20 protein-coding genes and 3 pseudogenes are annotated in these 23,163 nt (G+C 58.2%); 11 read left to right on the top strand and 12 right to left on the bottom strand.

Features of this window, described 5'->3' with window-relative positions; genetic code table 11:
• Window positions 1–39: 39 nt before the first annotated feature.
• Window positions 40–669 carry a TetR/AcrR family transcriptional regulator gene (locus ACWKV4_RS10380; RefSeq protein WP_483831992.1) on the bottom strand — a complete coding sequence of 210 codons (630 nt, stop codon included), beginning with the start codon at window positions 667–669 and terminating at the stop codon, window positions 40–42.
• A 134-nt stretch (window positions 670–803) separates the two neighbouring features.
• Between ACWKV4_RS10380 and ACWKV4_RS10375 the strand changes: the two genes are divergently transcribed.
• Together ACWKV4_RS10375 and ACWKV4_RS10370 are read left to right on the top strand one after the other, a co-directional pair.
• Window positions 804–1,244 carry a hotdog fold domain-containing protein gene (locus ACWKV4_RS10375; RefSeq protein WP_483831991.1) on the top strand — a complete coding sequence of 147 codons (441 nt, stop codon included), beginning with the start codon at window positions 804–806 and terminating at the stop codon, window positions 1,242–1,244.
• A 73-nt stretch (window positions 1,245–1,317) separates the two neighbouring features.
• Window positions 1,318–1,755, top strand: coding sequence for a PaaI family thioesterase (locus tag ACWKV4_RS10370; protein WP_483831990.1), 438 nt, complete (start codon window positions 1,318–1,320; stop codon window positions 1,753–1,755).
• A 63-nt stretch (window positions 1,756–1,818) separates the two neighbouring features.
• Here ACWKV4_RS10370 and ACWKV4_RS10365 read toward each other — a convergent pair whose 3' ends face one another.
• Window positions 1,819–2,712 (bottom strand): LysR family transcriptional regulator, encoded by an 894-nt coding sequence (locus ACWKV4_RS10365; protein WP_483831989.1) that lies wholly within the window; start codon window positions 2,710–2,712, stop codon window positions 1,819–1,821.
• Between the two features lie 301 nt (window positions 2,713–3,013).
• Between ACWKV4_RS10365 and ACWKV4_RS10360 the strand changes: the two genes are divergently transcribed.
• The 3 genes from ACWKV4_RS10360 to ACWKV4_RS10350 all read left to right on the top strand — a co-directional run bounded on the left by ACWKV4_RS10360 (window position 3,014) and on the right by ACWKV4_RS10350 (window position 5,943).
• Window positions 3,014–3,670 carry a cysteine hydrolase family protein gene (locus ACWKV4_RS10360; protein WP_483831988.1) on the top strand — a complete coding sequence of 219 codons (657 nt, stop codon included), beginning with the start codon at window positions 3,014–3,016 and terminating at the stop codon, window positions 3,668–3,670.
• Window positions 3,667–4,776, top strand: a complete 1,110-nt coding sequence (locus ACWKV4_RS10355) for an alpha/beta hydrolase family protein (RefSeq protein WP_483831987.1) — start codon at window positions 3,667–3,669, stop codon at window positions 4,774–4,776. Before ACWKV4_RS10360 ends, ACWKV4_RS10355 begins: the two co-directional genes overlap by 4 nt.
• A gap of 78 nt (window positions 4,777–4,854) precedes the next feature.
• The gene (locus tag ACWKV4_RS10350; protein WP_483831986.1) at window positions 4,855–5,943 is read left to right on the top strand and encodes an aldo/keto reductase; all 1,089 of its coding nucleotides are present in this window, start codon (window positions 4,855–4,857) and stop codon (window positions 5,941–5,943) included.
• A 340-nt stretch (window positions 5,944–6,283) separates the two neighbouring features.
• Here the strand turns inward: ACWKV4_RS10350 and ACWKV4_RS10345 are convergent, their stop codons facing one another.
• Entirely contained in the window at window positions 6,284–6,472 is a 189-nt protein-coding gene (locus ACWKV4_RS10345) for a LexA family protein (protein WP_483831985.1), read from the bottom strand.
• Window positions 6,473–6,868: 396 nt separating this feature from the next.
• Between ACWKV4_RS10345 and ACWKV4_RS10340 the strand changes: the two genes are divergently transcribed.
• Both ACWKV4_RS10340 and ACWKV4_RS10335 read left to right on the top strand, forming a co-directional pair.
• Window positions 6,869–7,297, top strand: a complete 429-nt coding sequence (locus tag ACWKV4_RS10340) for a MarR family winged helix-turn-helix transcriptional regulator (RefSeq protein WP_483831984.1) — start codon at window positions 6,869–6,871, stop codon at window positions 7,295–7,297.
• A 436-nt stretch (window positions 7,298–7,733) separates the two neighbouring features.
• A complete protein-coding gene (locus ACWKV4_RS10335; RefSeq protein WP_483831983.1) occupies window positions 7,734–8,246 on the top strand; it encodes an acyloxyacyl hydrolase in 513 nt (170 codons plus the stop codon).
• Between the two features lie 177 nt (window positions 8,247–8,423).
• Here ACWKV4_RS10335 and fabF read toward each other — a convergent pair whose 3' ends face one another.
• The 7 genes and pseudogenes from fabF to ACWKV4_RS10300 form a co-directional block, all read right to left on the bottom strand.
• Window positions 8,424–9,716 (bottom strand): beta-ketoacyl-ACP synthase II, encoded by a 1,293-nt coding sequence (gene fabF / locus ACWKV4_RS10330; protein ID WP_483831982.1) that lies wholly within the window; start codon window positions 9,714–9,716, stop codon window positions 8,424–8,426.
• A 72-nt stretch (window positions 9,717–9,788) separates the two neighbouring features.
• Window positions 9,789–12,899 carry an efflux RND transporter permease subunit gene (locus tag ACWKV4_RS10325; protein ID WP_483831981.1) on the bottom strand — a complete coding sequence of 1,037 codons (3,111 nt, stop codon included), beginning with the start codon at window positions 12,897–12,899 and terminating at the stop codon, window positions 9,789–9,791.
• The gene (locus tag ACWKV4_RS10320) at window positions 12,896–14,002 is read right to left on the bottom strand and encodes an efflux RND transporter periplasmic adaptor subunit (RefSeq protein ID WP_483831980.1); all 1,107 of its coding nucleotides are present in this window, start codon (window positions 14,000–14,002) and stop codon (window positions 12,896–12,898) included. Before ACWKV4_RS10320 ends, ACWKV4_RS10325 begins: the two co-directional genes overlap by 4 nt.
• 74 nt (window positions 14,003–14,076) lie before the next feature.
• A complete protein-coding gene (locus ACWKV4_RS10315) occupies window positions 14,077–14,691 on the bottom strand; it encodes a TetR/AcrR family transcriptional regulator (protein ID WP_483831979.1) in 615 nt (204 codons plus the stop codon).
• A gap of 233 nt (window positions 14,692–14,924) precedes the next feature.
• Window positions 14,925–15,791 carry a methyl-accepting chemotaxis protein gene (locus tag ACWKV4_RS10310; RefSeq protein ID WP_483832120.1) on the bottom strand — a complete coding sequence of 289 codons (867 nt, stop codon included), beginning with the start codon at window positions 15,789–15,791 and terminating at the stop codon, window positions 14,925–14,927.
• Window positions 15,786–16,736 (bottom strand): annotated as a pseudogene (locus ACWKV4_RS10305) (methyl-accepting chemotaxis protein); the annotation flags it as partial. The gene ACWKV4_RS10310 and the pseudogene ACWKV4_RS10305, both read right to left, overlap by 6 nt.
• 338 nt (window positions 16,737–17,074) lie before the next feature.
• Window positions 17,075–17,572 (bottom strand): DUF1543 domain-containing protein, encoded by a 498-nt coding sequence (locus tag ACWKV4_RS10300; protein ID WP_483831978.1) that lies wholly within the window; start codon window positions 17,570–17,572, stop codon window positions 17,075–17,077.
• 129 nt (window positions 17,573–17,701) lie between these two features.
• Here ACWKV4_RS10300 and ACWKV4_RS10295 point away from each other — a divergent pair, with 129 nt between their 5' ends.
• A complete protein-coding gene (locus tag ACWKV4_RS10295; protein ID WP_483831977.1) occupies window positions 17,702–18,226 on the top strand; it encodes a hypothetical protein in 525 nt (174 codons plus the stop codon).
• A gap of 9 nt (window positions 18,227–18,235) precedes the next feature.
• Here ACWKV4_RS10295 and ACWKV4_RS10290 read toward each other — a convergent pair.
• Together ACWKV4_RS10290 and ACWKV4_RS10285 are read right to left on the bottom strand one after the other, a co-directional pair.
• Window positions 18,236–18,670: pseudogene (locus ACWKV4_RS10290) on the bottom strand (methyl-accepting chemotaxis protein); the annotation flags it as partial.
• 99 nt (window positions 18,671–18,769) lie between these two features.
• Window positions 18,770–19,546 (bottom strand): annotated as a pseudogene (locus ACWKV4_RS10285) (PAS domain-containing protein); the annotation flags it as partial.
• A 307-nt stretch (window positions 19,547–19,853) separates the two neighbouring features.
• Here ACWKV4_RS10285 and ACWKV4_RS10280 point away from each other — a divergent pair.
• Genes ACWKV4_RS10280 through pdxA form a run of 3 tightly spaced genes read left to right on the top strand, consistent with a single transcriptional unit; the run spans window position 19,854 to window position 23,145 of the window.
• Window positions 19,854–20,858 (top strand): 2-keto-3-deoxygluconate permease, encoded by a 1,005-nt coding sequence (locus ACWKV4_RS10280; protein WP_483831976.1) that lies wholly within the window; start codon window positions 19,854–19,856, stop codon window positions 20,856–20,858.
• The gene (locus tag ACWKV4_RS10275; protein WP_483831975.1) at window positions 20,855–22,147 is read left to right on the top strand and encodes a four-carbon acid sugar kinase family protein; all 1,293 of its coding nucleotides are present in this window, start codon (window positions 20,855–20,857) and stop codon (window positions 22,145–22,147) included. The genes ACWKV4_RS10280 and ACWKV4_RS10275 overlap by 4 nt, the downstream gene beginning before the upstream one ends.
• Window positions 22,144–23,145 (top strand): 4-hydroxythreonine-4-phosphate dehydrogenase PdxA, encoded by a 1,002-nt coding sequence (gene pdxA, locus ACWKV4_RS10270; protein WP_483831974.1) that lies wholly within the window; start codon window positions 22,144–22,146, stop codon window positions 23,143–23,145. The genes ACWKV4_RS10275 and pdxA overlap by 4 nt, the downstream gene beginning before the upstream one ends.
• The last annotated feature ends 18 nt before the right edge of the window (window positions 23,146–23,163 follow it).

Here is a 23,163-nt window from a genome sequence, read left to right as displayed (position 1 = left end):
AACGTGTTGCTCTCAGTGCCGCTGGCATTAAGAGCAATCTCAATTGTTGGATGAAAGGCCCGTAATGGACTGCCATGCGGCGCTCGCGAGCAGGTCTCTATAGTGCCTTGGGCTTTTCTGAACACGCTTGGAGAGCCAGGCTCTGGAATAGCTCTCGGCTTGTCCGATAATGAGCGAAGGCAGAAGCTCTGTCGGAATATGGGTGAAATGCTCTGCCTTGTCTTTGGCCGTCATCCACTCAAGCAGGCTTTTATTGCGCTGTTTATTGCGGGTCGCCAGTTCGTCCTTGAACGGACCGCTCGACACAGCAGATCTGCCATGCAGGACGAAGCGCGCCCATTCCGGTTGTGCGTCTACCCAGTCCACATAGCTGTGCACCAGCGCATATACGCCTGCTTCTGCAGTGTTTGCCTTTTCCAGATATTCGCTGCGCAACCTGGCCTGGTCATCGAGGGCCGCGAAAAAAAGCGCTGCTACCAGGCCTTCCTTGTTTCCAAAGTGGTGGTAGATCGCACCAACACTGGTTTCGCATCGAGCCCGGATCGATTCAATGGTCGTAGCTTCAATGCCGACATCGTTAAAAAACGTGAGCGCCTGTCCAAGGATGGCGCGTTTCAGGTCGGTTCGCCTTCCAGGGTATACGCGTTCGAGCAAGTCAGAGGGTTGCATGGGAGAGCGCCAAAAAAACGGATTCTAAAGTTTGCTGGTAGAGAGAGGAAGGCGGAGCTTGACAACATTTCGAGCAAAAGAATATTGTTCTGTAACAGAGCAATATTCTGTTTTCCTAACAAGAGAGCCACCCCATGAGCCAGGCACTGAGCATGTTCAACAGCGTGGGCCCTGCCGCTTTTAGCAGCATGGCCTGCCAGTTCGCCCCCTACTTCAGCACCATCAATCCCGAGATATCTGAGCTATCCCCCGGACACGCGGTAGTCAACGTGCCGTTTCGTAAAGAAATCACGAACCATCTCGCATCCGTGCACGCGATTGCGCTATGCAATGCTGCTGAGTTGGCTGGAGGCATCATGACAGACGCCTCTATCCCGGCTGGCGGCAAATGGATTCCCAAGGGCATGACGGTTGAGTATCTGGCGAAAGCGAAGACTGCTATCAAGGCTGTGGCTGATGGCAGCGCAATCGACTGGGAAAGTGCTGGCGACAAGACTGTTCCGGTGGACATCTTCGACGAGGGCGGAGTGAAGGTGTTTACCGCCAGGATCACCATGAACGTCAAGTTGGCCTGATATCCCACATTAGGTTTGCTTGCGTAAGTCCATGCTTGGCGGCAAACCGATCACACTAAATTCTGGAGCGACTGTGCAGATTTCAAACATGTCCGGCCTAGAGTTGCTTCGAGCTATGTTGAATGGGGATATCCCGTCTCCGCCAATATCCCAAACGATACCGATGCGAGGTGTCGCCGTCGAGCTTGGGTATGTAAAGCAAATAGCCAGAGCCGATACCCGGCATACAAACCCGCTCGGTGGGGTGCACGGTGGGTTTGCGGCCACCGTTTTGGATTCGGTTTTGGGCTGCGCCGTGCATTCGATGCTGGAAGCAGGACTGACCTACGGCACCATCGACCTGAACGTTAAAATGCTGCGGCCCATTCCGTTTAACGAGGATGTAATTGCTGAGGCAACCGTAATTAATATCTCACGCAGTTTGGGGGTCGCGGAGGGAACGATTAAAAACGCTGACGGAAAGATACTTGCCTACGGCTCCACAACCTGCCTGATTCGCTCACTGACTTAGCGGTAAGCAAGGATTCGTCGACGCTACGAGCGAATCCTCGCGGGCTACATGGCCGGTTGTCTATCAGGCGTGGTATTTGAGCGCCTGCACTACAAGCCTCATGGCTAACGAAGGCTGGTGCCTACTTGCGTAATACAGGTGCAAACCTGGGAAAGTAGGTGCCCAGTCTTTCATCACAATTTCCAGCTTCCCCGTCTCGATATAGGAGGCAACGGTCTCTTCAGGCATGAAGGCAAGCCCGTAGCCGGCCACCGCCGCATTGGCAATCTGGCCAACGCCATTGAAGATAAGCTGACCTGTAACCCTTACGTTTACCTGCTCCTTTCCTTTACACAACTGCCAGGCGTAACAGCCCCCACGGGTAGGTAAGCGCAGATTGATACAGCTGTGATTGGCAAGGTCTTGGGGCGTCAGCGGCACAGGCTTGTGCCTTAGGTAGGACGGAGCTGCGACGATCACAAAGCGTATGTCTGGAGATATCCTCACGGCGATCATGCCTGCTGCCACATCATCCCCCATTCGTACGCCCATGTCGTAGCGCTGATCTACGATGTCGGCCAATCCATAATCACTGATCATTTCGACGGTGACATCGGGATGCTCGGTGAGGAAGCCTTGCAGTCTTGGCCACAACACCTGGTCAATGGCGAAGTCAGTGGCGGTAATCCGAATGGTCCCACTGGGCTTGTCTCGCAGATCCCTGATAGCGGAAAGCTGCGCTTCGATTTCTTCGAAGCGCGGTGCCACGTTTTCAAGCAGCCGCTCCCCCGCTTCGGTAGGGGACACGCTGCGTGTTGTACGCATCAATAAACGAATCCCCAAGCGCTTTTCAAGCGAGCTAATGCTATGGCTAAGGGCTGATTGAGTGATGCCCAACTGATCCGCCGCCCTTGTGAAGCTGCGTTCCCTAGCAACGGCAATGAAGCCGATGACATCGCTGTAATTCTCACGGCGCATCTACGTTCTTCCGATAGTTGTTCCCCTGAAGAGGAACGATCGAGGCTCACCGCAACCTACCACTCTAACGTGCAGAGCCAACAATAGTGATCAGCACAGTCTGAATGCAGCTATGAATTGAATACATGAATAATCCACGATTCTATCTCTCTAATGTGTGAGTAGATCGGATGATCTGAATTTTCTTCGAGGCATAGCGATGAATGGCGACCAGCCTGCTGACACAGCCGTACTTACACCCGGGCGTCGAAAGCTGCTAAAGGCGGGAGCAGCATTACTAAGCGTTCCTCTGCTGAGTGGCATGAGCAGGAGTGCCCGAGCCGCGCCGGAAACCAGTTCCAATAATTTCCATCCGGGCGGAGCAGGCATTGGTCATCTAGCTGCTGATTTTGAGGTCAACCTTCAGGACGTGCAGATTCTGTTTGTCGACATGCAGCATGAACTGACCAAAGCCAGCAAATCCAATGCGCCTGCAGCGTTGGCGGCGAACGCCGCGGTTCTTGCTGAGGTTGCCCGCCTCTTGGGTCTTCCGATGACCTATTCGCTCGTGCCCGTTGCTGGGAACGCCGGCAAATTGCTCAGCGAGTTACAGCCTTATTCGAACGAGAAGAATACGTTTCGCCGGATATTGGCAGGGAGTTTCACCGACCATTCGATGGTCTCGGCACTGGCCCAGCACCGGCGCAAGACGCTGGTTGTTTCTGGTTATGCGACTGAAGTTGCCGTTCTCCAAACGGCACTTGCGGCACTCAAGGCGGGTTATAGGGTTTTCATCCCTGTTGACGCGGTGGGCAGCTCCTCGGCCCGAACCGAGTCTGCTGTGCTGCGCCAGATGGAGCTTGCGGGGGCTGTCCCGACTTCTGTGATGAGCCTTGCGGCGCAGCTCGCACCAGATTTTTCAAAAGAGCCTGGCCGCTCTGTCCTTGCCACGTTCAACCGTCTGCAGGCCACCAATTGAACCTCAATAAAGAACACCGTAAACGAGCTACCGCCTGGTGCTTTCTGCCCTTGGTGATGTTCGGTTTACTCGGTACGGGTACGAATCTTATGGCGCAAGACATCAAAAACATTCAGACCCCTGATACGCCGCTGACGCTGCAGTCACGCGGTAGCTTCTTTATCGGCGGTGAAACGGCTGAACAAAGCTACGTCGAGTTGGGTAGCCGCCGTCCTGCCGATCGGGTGACGATCAACCAGATGTTCGTGGAATTCATGTCGCCTTCGGGAGAGAAAAAAGCGCCGGTTATCATGGTTCACGGCGCAGCCCTTAGTGGCGCCAGTTTCGATACGACCCCCGATGGACGAATGGGCTGGTACGAATACTTTGTACGAAACGCTCACCCCACATACGTGATCGACCAGGTAGGCCGCGCGCGCTCAGGATTCAATCAAGCGGTCTTCAACAATGTCGGCGCCGGTCTGGAAGGTCGAGAGAAACAGCCACCGATGGTGCGGATGGGGGATCGCTTCGCGGCATGGGCAAATTTCAGGTTCGGCCCAGAGGACGGAGTACCATTTCCTGACTCACAGTTTCCGGTGCAAGCGGCGTCCGAGCTCTCACGACAGGGTATTCCGGATCTGGGCGCAGCCCTGCCCACGCCCAATCCCAACTATCGGGCTCTTTCGAGCCTGGCTGAACAGGTCGATGGAGCGGTACTGATCAGCCATTCCCAGTCGGGTACTTATCCAATCGAAACCGCGCTGCTAAACCCCTCAGCGGTTAAAGCCATGGTCCTGGTCGAACCGGGAAGTTGTGCTGCTGACTCCTGGACGCAGGACCAGATCAAAACGTTGGCCAAGGTGCCTCTGCTAATTGTCTACGGCGATCACCTGGAGGCTCCCACCTACCTGCCGGGACCTGGCTGGCAAGATCGTTTTGACGAGTGTGAACGTTTGATCGGCCGGATCCGTGACGCCAACGGGCAGGCTGAAATGCTGCACCCTCCCAAGCATGGGATCCGGGGCAACAGTCACATGATCATGCAGGATAAAAACAATCTTCAGATTGCCGATCTGATCCTGGCCTGGCTCGACCGCTCACTAGCAGTTTCTCGCGACGAGTGAAAGCGCCGGTAGAGCGTTCGACCCGTTTTGCTCAACCGCCTTTTCACGTTTCATCAATAGGCTAATGGAGATCTTGTAATGAAATACCGCACCCTGGGCAATACCGGCATGGCCGTGTCCACATTAGGTCTAGGCACCATGTACTTCGGTGACATCGTTGCCGAAGCCGTATCCTTCGAGATCCTGGATGCTTTTCTGGAGGAAGGTGGCAACCTGATCGATACGTCTGACGTGTACGCCGGAAGTGCATCGGAACAGATCGTAGGACGGTGGCTAAAAAGCCGACCGGCTGAAATGACCGATCGCGTAGTACTGGCCACAAAAGGTCGATTCGGAACCGGCCCTGACGTTAACGACGTCGGTCTTTCCCGTCGCCATCTGCAACGCGCTCTGGATGCCTCGCTTGGCAGACTGGGTGTTGAGCGAGTGGACCTGTACCAGTTGCATGGCTGGGACCCGATAACGCCAGTCGAGGAAACCCTCAGATTTCTGGACGACGCAGTTCGAGCCGGCAAGATCAGCTACGTAGGCCTTTCAAACTTCACGGGCTGGCAGCTTCAGCTGGTCCTGTCTACCGCCAAGGCAATGGGCGTGAATCTGCCCGTTACGTTGCAGGAACAATACAGCCTGTTATCTCGAGAGATCGAGTGGGAGGTCGTTCCGGCCGCGTTGCATAACGGGATTGGACTCCTTCCGTGGTCACCGCTAGCAGGCGGGTTCTTGTCTGGCAAGTACCGCCGCGGTACCAAGCCAGCACCTGATACGCGTGCTGGCTCGGACAATGCCCTTTATCAGTGGGTCGCCGCTGAGTACGCAGAGTCTGACCGTAACTGGGCGACCATCAACCTGGTAGTGAATACTGCAGAGAATATCGGAGCTACTCCCTCGCAGGTGGCATTGAGCTGGCTGACCAATCGTCCTGGGGTGACCGCCCCGATCATGGGCGCTCGGACACTGGCGCATCTTAAGGACAATCTCGGCGCGGTCGAGCTAGAGCTGAGCCCTGACGATACGGCTGCACTTGAGGCCATTAGCGCACCTGTTTCCGGCAGCTATCCGTACGGAGCCTTCGGAACCAAACAGCGCGAGCGTTCGGTACAAACCTCGACTCAGGCACTGGTTGGCCTAGTCGGAGAAGGTTCTGATCACCCGCTCGGACGAGCCTGATCCAATAAGCCGTCTTCCGCCCGCGACTTGGGCGGGACGGTGGTGGCTCGTGCCTTTTCTCCTTGACACTTGATCCATGGCCCCTGTAGCAGGGTACCCCACCCATACTGCCTTGGAAACAATCGGTGTCTTGCCAGGTCCGGTCTAAATACCCTTTCAACCGATGCATAAAACGAATCTGCTTTGCGGAGCGCAAACACCGGCTCAGGCGTAGGTATGATCGCGCATCTGTACCGCACTACGCCCCAATGCTCATTTCATCGCTTTCCGGAATGAAGTGTTGCCGTAGGCCGGTTTTCAGACTGAAGAATCACGTCGCGGCCCTTGTGGTGCAGTTTTTTCACACGGGCTCGCCATTGAGCGCGGCAATCACAATATCCCCATCCCGAGCCTCACGGCCTTGATCCAAAATCACCAGGTCGCCGATAAACAGCCCTGCACTTGTTATGCTGTCGCCGTCGATCTTCACCAGGCAGATGTACGGGGCTTGGATATCGAGCAGCTCATCCAATGAGTTGTGATCGTCCATTGCGGAGGAAGGTAAGCCTGCAGGCACGCGGCAGGCAAAAAGCGGTAGGGTGAGGGTTGAAGGGGCCTATCGGGCCGAGGTTTAGAATCAACCAATCAAGTAGTCATTGACTAGATTCATGTTGAAGGGTGATCTAAAATAACAGCCGTCACTAATAAATCTCAGGTCATAGTGTTATTTTATAGGAATACCTAGGGTAAGAGCATAAATAAAAAATATTTAGAAATATATAAGCTATAACCGTCAATGATTGCTGTTGATGGTAATTATCCATTACTAATTTGAACAAACACCCGCCCACACAGCCAAATTCAGAACACACCACAGCAGCTCCGCTGTGCAAGTTTCAAGCTTCGCCCTATGATAGCCGGCTGTTTAGGCACAAATGAGGCATACATGAGCAGCCGGCAAGACATAGGTCAGCAGCTGTCCTTTGCGCTTTACAGTGCGGCGAATCGAGTGGCGCGGCTGCATAAGCCCCATCTCGAGCCTCTTGGGCTGACCTTCCCGCAGTACTTGGTGATGATGGAGCTGATGACCCACGCCCCTCGAACCGTGGGTGAGCTGGGTGGAAAATTGGGTATGGAAACGGGCACCATCACACCGCTGCTTAAGCGTTTGGAAGCCTCGGGTTTCGTTACCCGTACCCGTGACCTGGCAGATGAACGACGCGTATCCATTGGGCTGACCCAGCAAAGCGAAGGGCTTCGCCCGCAAATCTGCGGGGTAACGAAAAAAATCGAGTCGGCCTGTCAACTGCCCCATGAGGGGCTTGCAGAGCTTCGCGACACTCTCAACGCGCTGGCGCACCCTGCTCGAACCTGACCCGCCTACCTAACTACCTTCCTCTATAGTACGCACCTGGCCGCCAAGGCGGTGCGGCGGGGAGGGTAATTGCGCTAAGCGCCGCCCTACCACCGAATTACCGACCCCAGGGTAAACCCAGGGCAGGTACAGGATTGCCTGCTACCCTTTTCCACAGGCACCTGTAAGGGCGGTTAACCCCTGGGGTAGGGCTGTATAGCCAAACACTCGATGGGATAAAACGCCTTGGTCGAGCCCAAACAGCCAAGCAGTGCCTATAATAGTAGTGCGTTACTATATCGCGCGCTAGAATTATCCCTGATGCGGCGTTTGTTAAAACAGCTCGTCATGGTTGACGTTACGGGGAGGGTGGTGGGCTGCCAGTGGCTATAGGCTCAGGGCACACACCTCAATAGCCAACGTTGCACTGATCAATCAATCCAGCCTGGTTAAACATATGAAAAAAACACTCGCAGCGATTGCGCTACTGTACTCGGTTTCTTTTGGAGCGACCGCGGCAGACCTCACTGGCGCATTGGGCGCTACCAGTCAGGGCGGTGTTACCGCTCGGGCGGCCATAGGCTTCAACTGGGACAAGTCATGGTGGGCAACCCAGACTGGCCGGCTGACGGGCTATTGGGACTTGGGGTATACGTACTGGGAGGCTGGCGATGAAGCCGGTGGCCGGCATTCTGTGTCGTTCTCGCCAGTGTTCGTTTACGAGTTTGGAAGTGGCGAAATCAAGCCGTTCGTCGAGGCTGGCATCGGTGTAGCAATGTTCACCGGTACCACAGCCGGTGACCAAAAGTTTGGCTCATCCTTTAACTTCGAAGATCGCATTGGTGCGGGCTTAAAGATTGGCGCCGATCAGAAAGTCGGGATCCGGGCGATCCATTATTCGAATGCCGGTATCAAAGAGCCGAATGACGGGATCGAGTCCTTCTCGCTGTTTTACAGCCACTCGATCTAACGTTGTGCCCCTATCAGCCTTAGCGGCTTGATAGGGGTAAAGCCCCATGGGCTAGCTAAGTAATGGCTGGAAATGCGCAGAGAATGGTGTGCGTTGAATGCAGCTTATCGCGCAGCTGTGAGCAGGGCTATCGCCACCCGCTCAAGGCCCTGTCTAACGCTGTGTTGCTCGGGATACTCATGCCTGATTTTCCCAGCGCCGGAACAGCGCGCTGGCGTTAACGCCTCCGAAGCCAAATCCGTTCGACAGTGCGTAGGTTATTGGGGCCTTGCGCGCCCTTAACCCAACCAGATCAAGGCCTTCGGCGGCTTCATCCGGCGCAATCAAATTCAGCGTGGGCGGTACCACCTGATCTCGTAAGGCCAAAACGGTAAAGATTGCCTCCAGCCCGCCCGCCGCCCCCAGAAGATGACCCGTCGCTGATTTGGTCGACGTGATTGCAAGCCCCGCCCGGGTGCCGAACAAGGAACGAATAGCCGCCAGCTCGCCCTTGTCACCCACTTGAGTGGACGTCGCATGCGCGTTGATATGCTGAACCTGCTCGGCGGTGATGCCGCCTTGGCGTAGCGCCTGCTCCATTGCCCGGCGAGCACCGTTTCCATCTTCAGGCCCGGCCGTCAGATGGTAGGCATCGGCGCTCGTCCCATACCCGATCAATTCCGCCAGTGGGGTTGCGCCCCGCGCCAGCGCATGCTCAAGCGATTCGATCACCACCAGGCCTGCGCCCTCTGCCATTACGAATCCGTCGCGGCCTTGATCGAATGGCCTGGAGGCCTCGCTGGGTTTGTCGTTAAAAGCAGTGGAAAGCGCCCGCGCTGCCGCAAAGCACCCCAGCGTGACTCGGTCTATGGCCGCCTCTGTCCCGCCACAGATGGCGATGTCCGCCTCGCCACTTTTGATCAGCCGTGCGGCATCTCCAATCGCTTGAACGCCGGCAGCACAGGCAGTCACCGGGGCGCCCAAGGGGCCACTGAAGCCGTTCGCGATGGAGACGTGACCTGCCGCCATGTTGGCCAGGAAGGATGGCGCCGTGAAGGGCGACAGCCTGCGTGGGCCGCGTGCATCGGTCACCCGAATAGCCTCCGCGAGCGCTCCAAAGCCGCCTACGCCTGAGCCGATAACGGTTGCGGTGCGTTGCTGTCGCGCTTCATCGGTGGGGTGCCATTTCGCTTGGGCAAGGGCTTGGTGAGCAGCCACCAGCGCAAACTCGATAAAGCGGTCCATCTTCTTGCGTTCCTTAGGAGGTATCAGCGCCTCGGGGTTGTAGCCTGCCACCGGGTCCATGTCGGGTGTGCGAACCTGCCCAGCCACTGCAACGCCGGTGCCCTCACCGATGTGAGGCGGGAGAGCGCTGATACCTGACACGCCCTCCAGCAGCCTGCGCCACACTTGCTCGACGCTACAGCCTAGCGGCGTGACCAGCCCGGTGCCTGTTACCACAATGCGTTTCTGACCTTCTCGATGTCTCATGGCTTATCTCCACGTTGTCAGTTGTAGGCGTGCCTCGGGGCTTTCATCCCGCGCACCCTGGCCCCCGCATGGCTAGTAGCTGGGGTTCGATGAATGTTCGGGTAGGGTTGGTTGCGCGGACGGCTTGGTATCCGGGCGAATCCGAAACCAGATCGAATACATGGCTGGGAGGAATATCAGGGTCATCGCCGTGCCCCCGAACGTACCGCCTATAAGGGTGTAGGCGAGGGTGCCCCAGAACACCGAATGGGTAAGCGGGATAAAGGCAAGGATCGCCGCCAATGCTGTCAGTAGCACCGGGCGGGCGCGCTGTACGGTTGCCTCGACCACAGCGTGGAAGGGGGCCAGCCCTTGCTTTTCGTTGTGGTCGATCTGCCCGATCAAGATCAGCGTATTGCGCATCAGGATCCCGGACAGGGCGATCAGGCCCACCAGCGCGTTGATACCGAAAGGTTGGTCAAATAGGAGCAGCGTAGGCACTACGCCTATCAGCCCCAATGGCGCGGTCAGGAACACCATGGTCATGGCGGACATCGACCGCACCTGCATGATGATGATCAACAGGGTGATAGCGATCATGATGGGGAAAAGAGGCGCCAGCGCGGCGGTAGCTTTGGCGGACTCTTCGATCGACCCGGCTTGCTCGATGCGGTAGCCATCGGGAAGCTGGGCGATGATCGGTTCCAGCGCTTGCATAAGCGTGGTGGACACATCAGGGGGCTGTAGGTGCTCTGCGATATCCCCACGCACGGTGAGGGTCGGCACGCGATCACGGCGTCGAAGAATAGGGTCCTCCATGCGGACTTCCACTGCTCCGATCTGTGACAGCGGCACACGCTGGCCGTCGGCCCCCACCAGGGTGAAACCGCCGATCTTAGCCGGGTCCCGCCGGGTGTCACCGGCTGCCCGCGCTACCACCTGAACTGAACGAATATCCTCGCGCACCGCAGTGATCGGTACCCCTGAAAGCAAAAACTGTAACTGTTGGGCCACTGCGCTGGAGCTAAGGCCAAGGGCCTGAAGCCGGTCCTGGTCCAGCGAAAAATGCAGCGTCGGTACCCGTGGGCCCCAGTCGACATTAACGGTGCGCATCATCGGGCTGTTTTGCATAAGCGCCTCCACCTTGCCAGCGATATCACGCAGCACGTGGGGGTCTGGGCCCATCACGCGATAGGCCACGGGGTAGGGTGAGTAGGGGCCGAAGACCAGCTGGGTCACTCTTACCCTGGCTTCCGGCGCCAACCCCTGAGCAACGGCCTTGCGGATTTTGAGTTTCAAGGTGTCACGGGACGCTTCACTGTCTGCAAGCACAACGATCTTGGCGAACGAAGGATCAGGAAGCTCCGGAGCCATTGCCAGGTAGAACCGAGGCGAGCCCTGGCCGATATAGGCCGTGACGATTTTTGCGGCGGCCTCGTTATGAAGCCAGGCTTCGATCTTGGCCGTTGCCGCGCTCGTCTGCTCGATGGATGTGCCATAAGGCATCTGCACTTCGATCAACACTTCAGGGCGGTCAGAGGTTGGGAAAAACTGCTTTTTCACTACCCCCATACCTACCAGGGCCAGCGTGAACCCAAGGACTACAATGCCAGCGACGGCCCACTTCCAGCGGATGATCCGTGTCAGAAAGGCGCGAAAGCGATTGTAGTGGGGGGTGTCGTAGATGGCGGCGTGCCCGCCTTCAATGGATTTGATTTCCGGTAGCATTTTCACCCCAAGGTAGGGCGTAAATACCACTGCCACCACCCAAGAGGCTATCAGGGCAATACCGACGATCCAGAACATATTGCTGGTGTATTCGCCAGCAGTGGACTGCGCGAAGCCGTTCGGCATGAAGCCCACGGCCGTCACCAGCGTGCCGGCGAGCATCGGGGCGGCCGTATGGCTCCAGGCATAGGCCGAGGCCTTGATCCGGTCATAGCCTTCTTCCATTTTCACCACCATCATTTCGATGGCGATAATGGCGTCATCCACCAGCAACCCCAGCGCCAGGATCAGCGAGCCCAGGGTGATTCGGTCGAAGTGCTTGCCGGTGGCTTGCATCACGATAAACACAATCGCCAGTGTAAGCGGCACTGCCGCGGCGACCACCACCCCCACCCGCCAGCCCATGCTCAGGAAGCAGACCACCATTACTACCAGCAGGGCGACGAAGAACTTGATCATGAACTCGTCCACGGCAGCGCTGATGTTCACGGACTGGTCGGTGACCCGCGAAAGCGTCATGCCTAAGGGCATCCCTTGGTTGATCCTGGCAGTTTCGGTAGCCAGCGCTTGACCTAGATCGAGCCCGTTCCAGCCATCGCGCATCACTACGCCAAGGATCAACGCCGGTTCGCCCTGATTGCGCACCAGAAAGGTTGCCGGGTCCTCGTAGCCGCGCTCCACCGTTGCGATATCGGCAAGCTTGAGCGTGCGGCCATTGGAGATGATCGGGGTGTTGCGGATAGTCTCCAGCGTGTCAAAGGCCCCGTCGAGCCGCACCACTATCTGGGGGCCATTTGTTTCGATCGAGCCTGCGGGGGTCAGCAGGTTTTGGCCGTTGAGCCCCGAGAAGATCTCCTGCGGCGAAATACCAAGCGTGGCTAAGCGTTCGTGGGAAAACGATACGAAAATCCGCTCGGGTTGCTCCCCGACGATGTTGACCTTCTTTACACCAGGCACGTGCAGAAGACGTTGACGAAGCGTCTCGGCTTCGCGCACGAGCAGCCGCTGAGGCTCGCCCTTGGCTTTCAGGGCCAATAACGCAAAGGTGACATCTGAGAACTCGTCGTTGACCAGAGGGCCCGTTACGCCAGCAGGTAGGGTTTTCGCCGCATCTCCCAATTTTTTTCGGGCCTGGTAGAACGCTTCCTCTACTTGCGCCGGTGGTGTTTTGTCCTGCAACGACAGCATCGTGAAGGCCATGCCCGGTCGGGTGTAGGTTTCACTGCGGTCGTACCATTTCAACTCCTGTAGCCGCTTCTCCAGAGGCTCGGCGACCTGATCCTGCATTTCTTGCGCGGTTGCACCCGGCCAGGCCGTGATCACCGTCATTTGTTTCACCGTGAACGGTGGATCTTCCGCGCGGCCTAGCTTGAAGAACGAAAGCGTTCCAACGATAGCAATCAGAAAAACAAGAAACAGCGTGATAGACCGCTCGCGAACTGCCAGCGCCGAAAGGTTGAAACCCTTGGCACTCATGGCTGGCCTCCAGTCATGGTGTGTACCTCCTGCTGCGCGATAAGCACATGCTCGCCTTCATGCAGCAGGTGAGGGCCCAGTGCAACCAACAGCTCGCCCAGTTGGAGACCTTTCACGGTAGCCAGGTCGTCGCCCACGGCAACTACTTGGACGGCCCGCCAAGAGACGTTCGCGGGTGACCCCGAGATGATCCAAACGCCGGGGCCATTACCAGGGTCATGAATGGCCGTGATCGGCACGCTCAAGCCACTTTCATCATAAGGGCGTGACGCAATGGCCAGCGTGACCGTCGAGCCAAGCGGGGCGTTGGCAGGCTCGCCTTCCAGCACGTAGCGCGCTTCGAATGTCCGGGTGAGGGGCGCCGCTGCATCCGACAGTTGCCGCAATCGTGCTGTACCCGCCTTGCGGGTGTTGCCGAACACCGTGGCTTGAGCTGAACTACCCAATGTAGGCCGCAACGTTTCGGGTAATTGGACGGTGGCCTCACGAAGGCCTGCCTTCGCGAGTTTGACCACGGGCTGGCCTGCGCTCACGATTTGGCCGGGTTCGGCCAGGGTGTCCACGACAACACCGTCGGCATCAGCGCTTAAGAGGGTGTAGCCCGCCTCGTTCCTGGCTACGGCCGCCTGTGATTGGGCGGCAAGCACGTCTGCCTGGGCTGTAGTGGCCAGCGCCTTGATACGGTCATAAGCGGCCACGGAAATCGCACCGCTGGCAACCAGGTTGCGATTGCGAAGCTCATCATCCGCGGTCTGCGACGCACGCGCCTTGGCGGCTGCAACCGCTTGCTCTCGCGCTTTAGCCTGCAATCCCAGGTCTACAGGGTCCAGTCGCATCAGTCGCTGCCCGCGCCTTACCGTCTGGCCCGTATCTACAAAGCGTTCGATCACTTTCCCGCTTACCCGAAAGCCCAGGTCACTTTGTACCCGGGCGACAATCACGCCGGTAAATGAGCGATGAGTGCCCGGCGCTTTACCGGCTGTGGCCACCCGGACCAAGGGGGGCTGCATACGGGGGTCAGGGTTATTGGGCTGGCTGTCGCATGCCCCTAAAACCAGGGGTAGGAGGCAAACACCTAACGTAGAGGCGCGAAACAAAGGCATAGGATTCCTTACGCGGGTAAGGGGGAAGGAATCCGATTTTGCTTCTAGTGACCAAATCAGTCAATAGTCACACATCAAGGCGCTAGGCTTCTCAGGATGAGCGCAGGCAGTTGGTCCGCCGCCAGAGGGGCTGTTTCGAGGTTGTATTGCAACTGCAACGGGCTGATATAGGGCAGCATTACCAGGTAGATGGCATGGCTTGCTTCATCCAGCGGCGTTTTGCGTTCGAACTCACCGGTTTCTCGCCCTTCAAGCAAAATTTGCCTGATCAGGCTATGTAGGCGTTTGCTGTGCGCAGCCGCTGACGGCCAGTTGTCACGGCCTGCAACGGCCGCGATGTCATAGAGCTTGCGATCCTGAAAGAACAGCTCGCTGCCGGTGTCTACCAGTGCTCGGAACAAGCGCCTGAGTTTTTCGGAAGGGCTAGGTGCCTCGCTGATGGCGTGATCGACCACGGCCATGATCATTGCCAGGCGGTTTGAACAGATCATCTCGCCGATGGCCTGTTTCGAGTCAAAGAACTTGTAGATATACGCTTTGGAAAAACCAATCGCTTTAGCCAGGTCCGATACCGTGGTCTTTTCGTAGCCATAGTGCCCAAAGTGCTGCATGGCCGCTTCCACGATCTGGTCACGAACACTGTGGTCAGTGGGCCCGCGCGATGGGAATGTCTTGAGTTTACCGGTCATGAATTTAGCCTGGCTTGATGATCCTGAACTGATAGCAAGTGACCGTATCGTAATAGGGTAACCGGTGCTAGGCCCTAGAGGCCAGTTGTTCGATTTTGCACGAAGCGACGCGCAAATCGGCCTGGCTCGGGGGCAGAAGGCCGCAGCCCTTGCCCTCTATCGTCAATCAGCATTGCGGGCGGGCATGTGGTTTCCACCCCGTTCTAAAGCGTTGCCAGCGCCTAGACCTTTACTCACCCCAATTTAAACCGCGCAATCTGCTGCTGCAGCTGATCGCTCAAGCTCGCCATACCGGCGCTGGAACGGGCCGTTTCGCCGCTGGCCTGAGCGGTTTGCTCGGCGATGTCGCGCACACTGAGTACGCTGCGGTTGATCTCTTCCGCTACTGAGCTTTGTTCTTCGGCCGCGGTGGCGATTTGTAGGTTCATTTGTTGGATGCTGGATACCGCCGAGGTGATGCGCTTGAGCGCGGCACCGGCATCGTTGCCCAGTACCAAGGTGTTGGCGGTAAGGTCGCGGCTGCTGCTGGTGAGGGTAGTGACATTGTCCACGCCGTCTTTAAGCTTTTTGATCAGGCTTTCGATTTCGGTGGTCGATTGTTGAGTGCGTTTGGCCAGGCCGCGTACTTCGTCGGCTACCACGGCAAAGCCCCGGCCTGCTTCTCCGGCACGGGCGGCTTCGATGGCGGCATTGAGGGCCAACAGGTTGGTTTGTTCAGCCACGGACTTGATCACGTCCAGCACGCTGCCGATCTGGTCGCTCTCGTGCTGCAACTGTTGCACGGCTTCGGACGCCAGGGTCATTTGCAGGGCAAGGCGGTCCATTTCGGTAACGGCCTGGTTGACCTTGCGGTCGCCTTCTTGGGCTTCTTTATCCGCGGCCTCGGCGGCGGAGGAGGCCTGGGCCGCGTTGGCGGCAACGTCCTGCACAGTGGCGGCCATTTCGTTCATGGCCGTGGCCACCTGGTCGGTCTCGCTGCGCTGCTGAGCAATACCCGCCTTGCCAGCGTCAGTGATTTTCAGCAGTTGCCGGGATACGTCGTTGATCTGCACCGCGCCAGCCCCGATATGGCTGATCAGCCCACGCAGGCTCTTGACCATGGCCTGGGTGCTGCTTTGCAGTTGGCCCAGTTCGTCGGCACGGTCGGTGACCACGTCCTCGCTCAAGTCGCCTTCGGCGATCCTGTTGGAGGCCCTGACCACAGCGTTGAGGGGGGTGACGATCTGGCGGGTGATGACCCAGGCTGCCAGCACGGCAATGATCAACGCCACGCCCAGGCCAATCAGCATCTGTGCCTTGGCGCTGTGTTCGTCGTGGTTACGAATGGCCATCTGGCTTTCTTGAATACGGTGGCTGGCGTCGCGCATGGCGGTGCCTTGTTGAGACATATTCTTCGCGGCGGTTTGGCTGGCCACGATGCCTTGGGTAAAGGCGTTGAACGCGGCCCGGTATTGCCCGAGGAAGTTGTCAGCGGCAATAAGCGGGGCGCGTTGCTCCTCGGGTGTGTCGCCGATCAGGGTTTTAAGGTCGGCGGTAACGTTATCCAGGGCCTCGTTAGCGGCCGCGAGGGATTTTTCATTTTGCTCGAATATATACCCCCGGACCAAATAACGAATATGCAGCAGCTGCTGGTAGGTTTTACTCAGGCGCTGAACGAACTGAACTTGCTGGGCGCCAGGTTCGGCCGTGGCGTTTTTAAACAAGGCCTCTTGGAGTACGTCAAACGCCTTGAATGCGTTATTGCCATTGGTGACCAAGGTGGCGCGGGCGTTATCTCGGCTGGCTTGGGCGGCAATCAGTTCGTTGAGAGCGTTTTCATAAAGCTGGCCGGCGGTTTGGATCTGGGTCAGCTCTGCGCGCTGGCGTTCGGGCAGGGAGTCCAGGCCGCTGGCGATTTGCCGGTTAAGTTCGGCGATATAGGTTTGCAGCCGCTGGGCATCGGCTTTTTCGCCCTGGGCGATAAAGCGCTCGCGGGTGATCTGCGCTTCGAGCAATGAGGTTTCGATCTGGCTGACGGTTTGCAGGTTGTCGGCGCTTTTGATCATGCGGTTGGTGCTTTTTAGCCCAATGGCAGTGCTGATAACGGTAAGCACCAAAACGATACCAAAGCCTACGGCGAGCTTCTTGCTAACTGACAGATTGGCAAAAGTGCCTTGCATCACATTCATAGTGATTGTCCTTGTACTACAAAATTATTTTTGTGGTTCTAGGTTTGAATAACGGTAGCCAAACACGAGCCTCACAGATACGAGTAATTAGCGGCTGTGATAGCGGAAACTTTATACTGATGGCTCTGTGCCATATAGTTTGGCGACTGATGGAAGGGGTTTCAAGGCACTGGATAACCAGGCCGAGCCTGGCCGCGCGGTGGGCTACTGGCCCGTCAGGAAGGCAATACTAGGTAGGTGTTCTGCCACACCACGCCGGCATGGGGCGCCTCGGTCAACTGCACGTAGCGGCCACTGACTTCATCGATGGGAATGCAGTCGTCTACATCCATCAGCGCGTCCAAGTGCTTACCGGCCCATTGGACGTGCGCCAGGGCCCTGCTTTTAAGCTTGGCTTCAGCGGTGGTATGGGCGACCACCAGCCCATAGCCATGGGCTTCGCCGAAGCTGCGCGGGTCGTAACCCCCCAGGTTGATAAAATACAACCGAGGGTCGCTGGGCCGGGGGGCGAGGGGGCTTAGCGCTACCTTCCAGCCTTCAACCCCGTGGATTTCCATCCAGGCGTCGATATGCACGCCTTTGGGGCTGCCGAACCATTGTTGGCGCAATTGCGGATAGGCAGCCTCAAGGGTGTCGGCCACCACGAACGCCATATCGTGCACTTCAATCTTGGCCCGAGGGTGTTTACCGCCCAGCAATACCGCAAACAACATGGTCCCTCCCGCTACGTCATTCGTGGCGCTGGTCGATCATAGGGGAGTTTGGCATTCATGCCAGGCTTTTTGCCGCGCGGGCAGTGCTTTGCTAGCATTGCCTATTGCAACCAAAAGGAACACCTTCGAATGGTCGCCCGCCTGTTATTGCTATGTTTGCTCGCCGTGCCCTTGTCATCCGTACAGGCCGCCTCTAAAACCCACGCCAAGGCCAAGCCTGCCGAACCTCAAGGCAGCCTTAACCTTACCCCCCAAGCGCTTCAGGCGGGCGTGCAGCGGTTTATCAAGGAAGAAGCCGACTGTGGTTCGGTCACCTTCGAAAGCGTTCGAACGCAGAAAAAAGGCGCGGTGATCCGCCAGAAGCTAGAGCGTGAAGGGGCGAAGGTGGATATGACCCTGGATGTGGCAAAGTCGGGCAAGGTGTCCAACGCACGCTTTGCCGCCCCCACCAAAGACCCTGCCCACCTTACGGTCATGCTGTGTGGCACCTATGCGCTGATGCGCACGCTTCAGCCCAACCCAGGCAACCCGGCCGTCGCCAGGCAGGCGGCCCTGGATCTGTGGCAGCAGGCCCAGCAAAAGACCTACACCAAAACGTTGGGCAGCGCCAAGTTTAGGGCACAGATGGCGCCCTTCGAGGTGAATGCGTTCTGACCCACGGGCTTACAGCTGTTTGGCGAACTGCTCCACCGCGCTGACCACTTTACGCGCCCCGTTCTGGATCTCCACGATCACGGTGCCGGCCTGGGTGGCCAGTTCCAGGCCTTGCTCGGCTTGGGCACGGCTACCGCCGATATGGGTGACGGCGTCATCCACCAAGGCCTGGTTCTTTTGCACCACGGCCACGATCTCCTCCGTGGCGGCGCTGGTACGGCCGGCCAGTTGGCGCACTTCATCGGCTACCACGGCAAAGCCTCGGCCCTGCTCACCGGCACGGGCCGCCTCGATGGCCGCGTTCAAGGCCAGCAGGTTGGTTTGTTGAGCGATGCCGCCAATGGTTTGCACGATAGAGCTGATCAACAACGACTGTTCGCCCAGTGCTTCGATGCCCACGGCCGCCGAGGACATTTGCTGGGCGATGTTGTTCATGGTGGCCACGGTGTCGTGGACCACCTGTGCCCCTCGGTTGGCCGATACGTCGGTTTGTTGGGAGATCTCGTAGGCGGTACTCGCCGCCAGGCTGACTTCTTTCTCCCGCTCGATCTGATCGGTGACCACGGTGGCGAACTTGACGATTTTGTGCAATTTGCCCTGGGTATCGTGTACCGGGTTGTAGGTGGCCTCCAACCAAAGCTCACGGCCTTGGCTATCGACACGCTTGAAGCGGTCGGCCACAAAAATACCCTTGTTAAGGGTGTCCCAGAAGCCGCGATAGGCCGGCGAACTCACATAGGTGGGCTCGCAGAACATGCTGTGGTGCTTGCCAACGATCTGCGGTAGTGAATAGCCCACGGCCTTAAGGAAGTGCTCATTGGCGGTGAGGATTTTCCCGCTGGGATCGAATTCGATCACAGCGGTGGAGCGCAATAGGGCTTGTATCAGCGCTTCGTTCTCCTTGGACGTGTCCATGGCTTCGGTCACGTCCGAGCCATAGCAGGTCATCTGCAGAACCTGGCCATCCGCGCCCTTGGTGGGATTCCAGGCGCCGCGCAGCCATACCAGCCTGCCTTCGCCATTGATAAAACGGTAATCGTCCTGCGTGGTGGTGCCGGTATTCATAGCCTGCACGAAGTTTTTGAAGCAGGGCATGTCCTTGATGTACGCGGGCGTGAACTCCGTCAGCATGCGGCCAATCAGGCTGCGCTCGTCCATGTGCATAAAGCGCACGAACTTGGCATTGGCGCTGGTAATGCGCAGGTTGCAGTCCAGGGTGAGCACCAGCAGTTCGGCGGCGATGCCTGTTTCCAATGCGCGCAGCCTGTTCAATTCCTGTTGCAGGTCAAGCAGGTCCTGTTTAAGCCGTTTATTGAACATAGAGGAAGTACCGAAAGAATTGAATACGATGTGAGCGCTATCGGCGACAGAGGCCGAAACTTTGCCCGGTCGACGTTACGCTCGTCGGTAAATGGATCCTAGCCTTCATTTTGCCACTGCGCGAATGCTCAACAGCGGCATGCTGTACTGCCCGCTAAGGTGCGTGAAATGATCAATAAAATGATTGTTATGATCAAAATTCGGGCATAGGATAGAGCTTATGACCGAATCGATCACAAAGCTGCTCGTTACGCTCAGCCAACCTGTTTAGCCGCTGTATCGACCTATAAGAATAAGGAGAGCTTGCGTGGCTCAGATTCCAATCAAGCGCAGTATTGAACGCGTCCCTGGCGGCATGATGATCGTGCCCCTGCTGATCGGGTCGCTGGTGGCAACCTTCCTGCCGGACATGCCGAAGTTCTTTGGCTCCTTTACCAATGCCCTGTTCACCGGCTCGCTGCCTATCCTGGCGGTGTTCTACGTGTGCATGGGTGCCAGCATCGACATAAAGGCAACGCCCTATCTGCTGAAGAAGGGCGGGGCATTGTTCGCGACCAAGGTGGGTACCGCCATGCTGATCGGTTTGATCGCTGGGCATTTCCTTGGTGAGCAGCCCATCAGCTCGGGTATTTTCGCGGGGATTTCCACCCTGGCCCTGGTCGCCGCCATGAACGACACCAACGGCGGTTTGTACATGGCGCTGATGGGGCAATACGGGCGTTCCGAAGACGTGGGCGCCTATTCAGTGATGTCACTTGAGTCCGGGCCTTTCCTGACCATGGTCACGTTAGGGGTTGCGGGGCTTGCGGCCTTCCCTTGGCCGACCTTGGTCGGCGCGATTCTGCCGCTGTTGCTAGGTATGTTGCTGGGTAACCTGGACCGAGAGATGCGCGACTTTCTCGCCAAGGCGGTACCTGTGATGATCCCGTTCTTTGCGTTGGCCTTGGGCGCCAGCCTGGACTTACACAAAGTGTGGCAAGCCGGCCTGCTGGGTATTGGCCTAGGCATAGGCGTGGTGGTGTTTACCGGCATTCCTTTGTACCTGGCTGATCGGCTCTCCGGTGGCACTGGCGTGGCTGGGGTTGCCGCGGCGAACACTGCCGGTAACGCAGCCGCGGTGCCGGCCTTGGTCGCCGCGGCGAACCCGGTGTACACCGAGGCGGCCAATTCCGCCACGCTACTGGTGGCAGCGTGCGTGGTAGTCACTGCAGTGCTTTCGCCAATCGTGACCTCAATGGTAGCCAAGCGTTATCAGGCCCGCCATGGGGGCGACCGGCCGGTGGGTACGGCCGAACGGGAGGCAACCCGATGACCTTGTTGATCATTGCAGACGACTTGTCAGGCGCGGCGGATTGCGCCATTGCCTTCGCCAGCAACGGCTTGCATACCGTGGTGGCCCTCGACCCGGCCCACCGTACGGGCGATGCTCAGGTGGTGGCCATCGATATCGATACCCGGCGCTTGTCGCCCCATGAGGCTGGGGCCCGGGCGACGGCGGCTTGCCAGGCGCACTTGAAGGGTGGCCAGCGGCTGTACAAGAAAATCGACTCCACCCTACGCGGTAACTGGGCAGCGGAAGTAGCCGCCCTTCAGGCCCTGGCGGGCTTGGCTATCGTGGCACCGGCCTTTCCGGCCACGGGGCGTACAACCCTCAATGGTCAAGTGCTGGTCAACGGCCAGCTTCTTGAAAGTACTGACACATGGAAGCTAGAACACGCCGGCCGCAGTGCTGACCTGAGCGTAATGCTGGCTGACGCAGGCCTGCATAGCACACGGCTGTCGCTTGCCGCCTTACGGAGCGACCCCGCTGCCCTGGCTGAGCACATCGCTGAGATTGCTCGTGGCGAAACCCAGGCACTGATTGTCGATGCTCAAACCAGTGAGGACCTGCGCCGCCTGGCTCAGGTGACGGTGGGCATGAGCGATGCGTTTTTTTGGGTAGGTTCAGGTGGGTTGGCTCGCGAAATCGCCTTGCTGCCAGAACTGCTGACCACTGCAAGCCCACGCACCACCCTTGCGCGCAACCAACGGGCCCCGATCCTGGTTTTGGTAGGCAGCCTGTCAGCCGTGTCGGAGCGCCAGTGCGCCATGCTGCAAGACCGTGCCGGGCTACACGCCTTAACGGTAGCGCCGCAAGTGTTGCGCGACGGCGCACAGCATGCGGATTGGCGCCACTGGCAGCAGCGCATTGGCCATTGCCTGGAGCAAGGCGAAGACCTGCTGCTACGCATTGGCCGGGATGCAGCCTTTGACCCCGCCGAGGGTGCCTTGCTCTCTACCGCCCTGGCAGAACTGGTGCGCCCGCACTTCCAGCAGGTGGGCGGGCTGATCGCCACCGGTGGTGAAACCGCGCGTGCCATGCTGGGCGCGGTCGGGATCGGCAGCCTCAAGCTGGAATGTGAAATCGAGGCCGGGGTGGCCTTCGGTACCCCCGTGGCCAGCCGCGAGGGGCATCACCCTGGTGTTATTACCAAGGCCGGTGCCTTTGGCACCGACCACGCGCTTTATGCGTCATGGCTGTATCTAAGCGATGCCGCCGAACCTTCGGCACGCACCGAAGGTTCTGTCTCTTTTCCTGCGCAACAAGGTGAACAATCATGAGTAATTACCTTCCGGTTATCGGCATCACGATGGGCGACGCCGCCGGCGTGGGGCCGGAAGTCATCGTTAAAAGCCTGACCCACCAGGCGCTGTACCAACAGTGCCGGCCCTTGGTGATCGGCGATGCCCGGCGCCTGGAACAGGCCAACGCCATCGTCAAAGGCAGCGCCAAGGTGCGCCGCATCCAGGAAGCCAGCGAAGCCTTGTACGAACCCGGCACCATCGACTGCATCGACCTGAACCTCATCCCTGATGACTTGCCCTTCGGGCAGTTGTCGGCAGTGGCCGGTAACGCGGCCTATCGTTACATCGCACGCGCGGTGGAGCTGGCCCAGGCCAAGCAAATCGATGCGATCTGTACGGCACCGCTGAACAAAGAAGCCCTGCATGCCGGTGGCCATAAATTCCCGGGCCATACCGAGATGCTGGCGCATCTGACTAACGTCGAAGAAGTGTCGATGATGCTGGTAGCACCGCAGTTGCGGGTGATCCACGTGACCACCCATATGGGCATCATCGACGCCATTCGTAAGATCGAGCCTGGGCTGGTGCAGCGCACCATCGAACGCGGCAATGCCACCTTGATCAAGGCCGGTATCGAACGGCCGCGTATCGGCGTATGTGGGATCAACCCCCATGCGGGTGAAAACGGGCTGTTCGGCTATGGCGAGGAGGAAGAAAAAATCATCCCGGCAGTGAAGCTGTTGCAAGAGAAAGGCCTGGACGTAACCGGCCCGTTGCCCGCCGACACGCTGTTCTTCCGTGCTGGCCGTGGGGACTTCGACCTGGTCATCGCCATGTACCACGACCAGGGCCACGGCCCGGTGAAGGTGCTAGGGCTGGAATCGGGCGTCAACGTGACGGTGGGGCTGGACGTGATCCGTACCTCTGTGGACCACGGCACCGCGTTCGACATTGCCGGCAAAGGCATCGCTGATGAACGCAGCCTGCTCGAAGCGCTGCGTCAAGGCGCCGAGCTGGCTACTCGGCGTGAATAAGGCGTAAAAACAAAGGGC

This window comes from Pseudomonas artemisiae (assembly GCF_057128685.1).
Note: the sequence above shows the minus strand (reverse complement) of the source record. Positions and strands in the feature narration are given on the sequence as shown.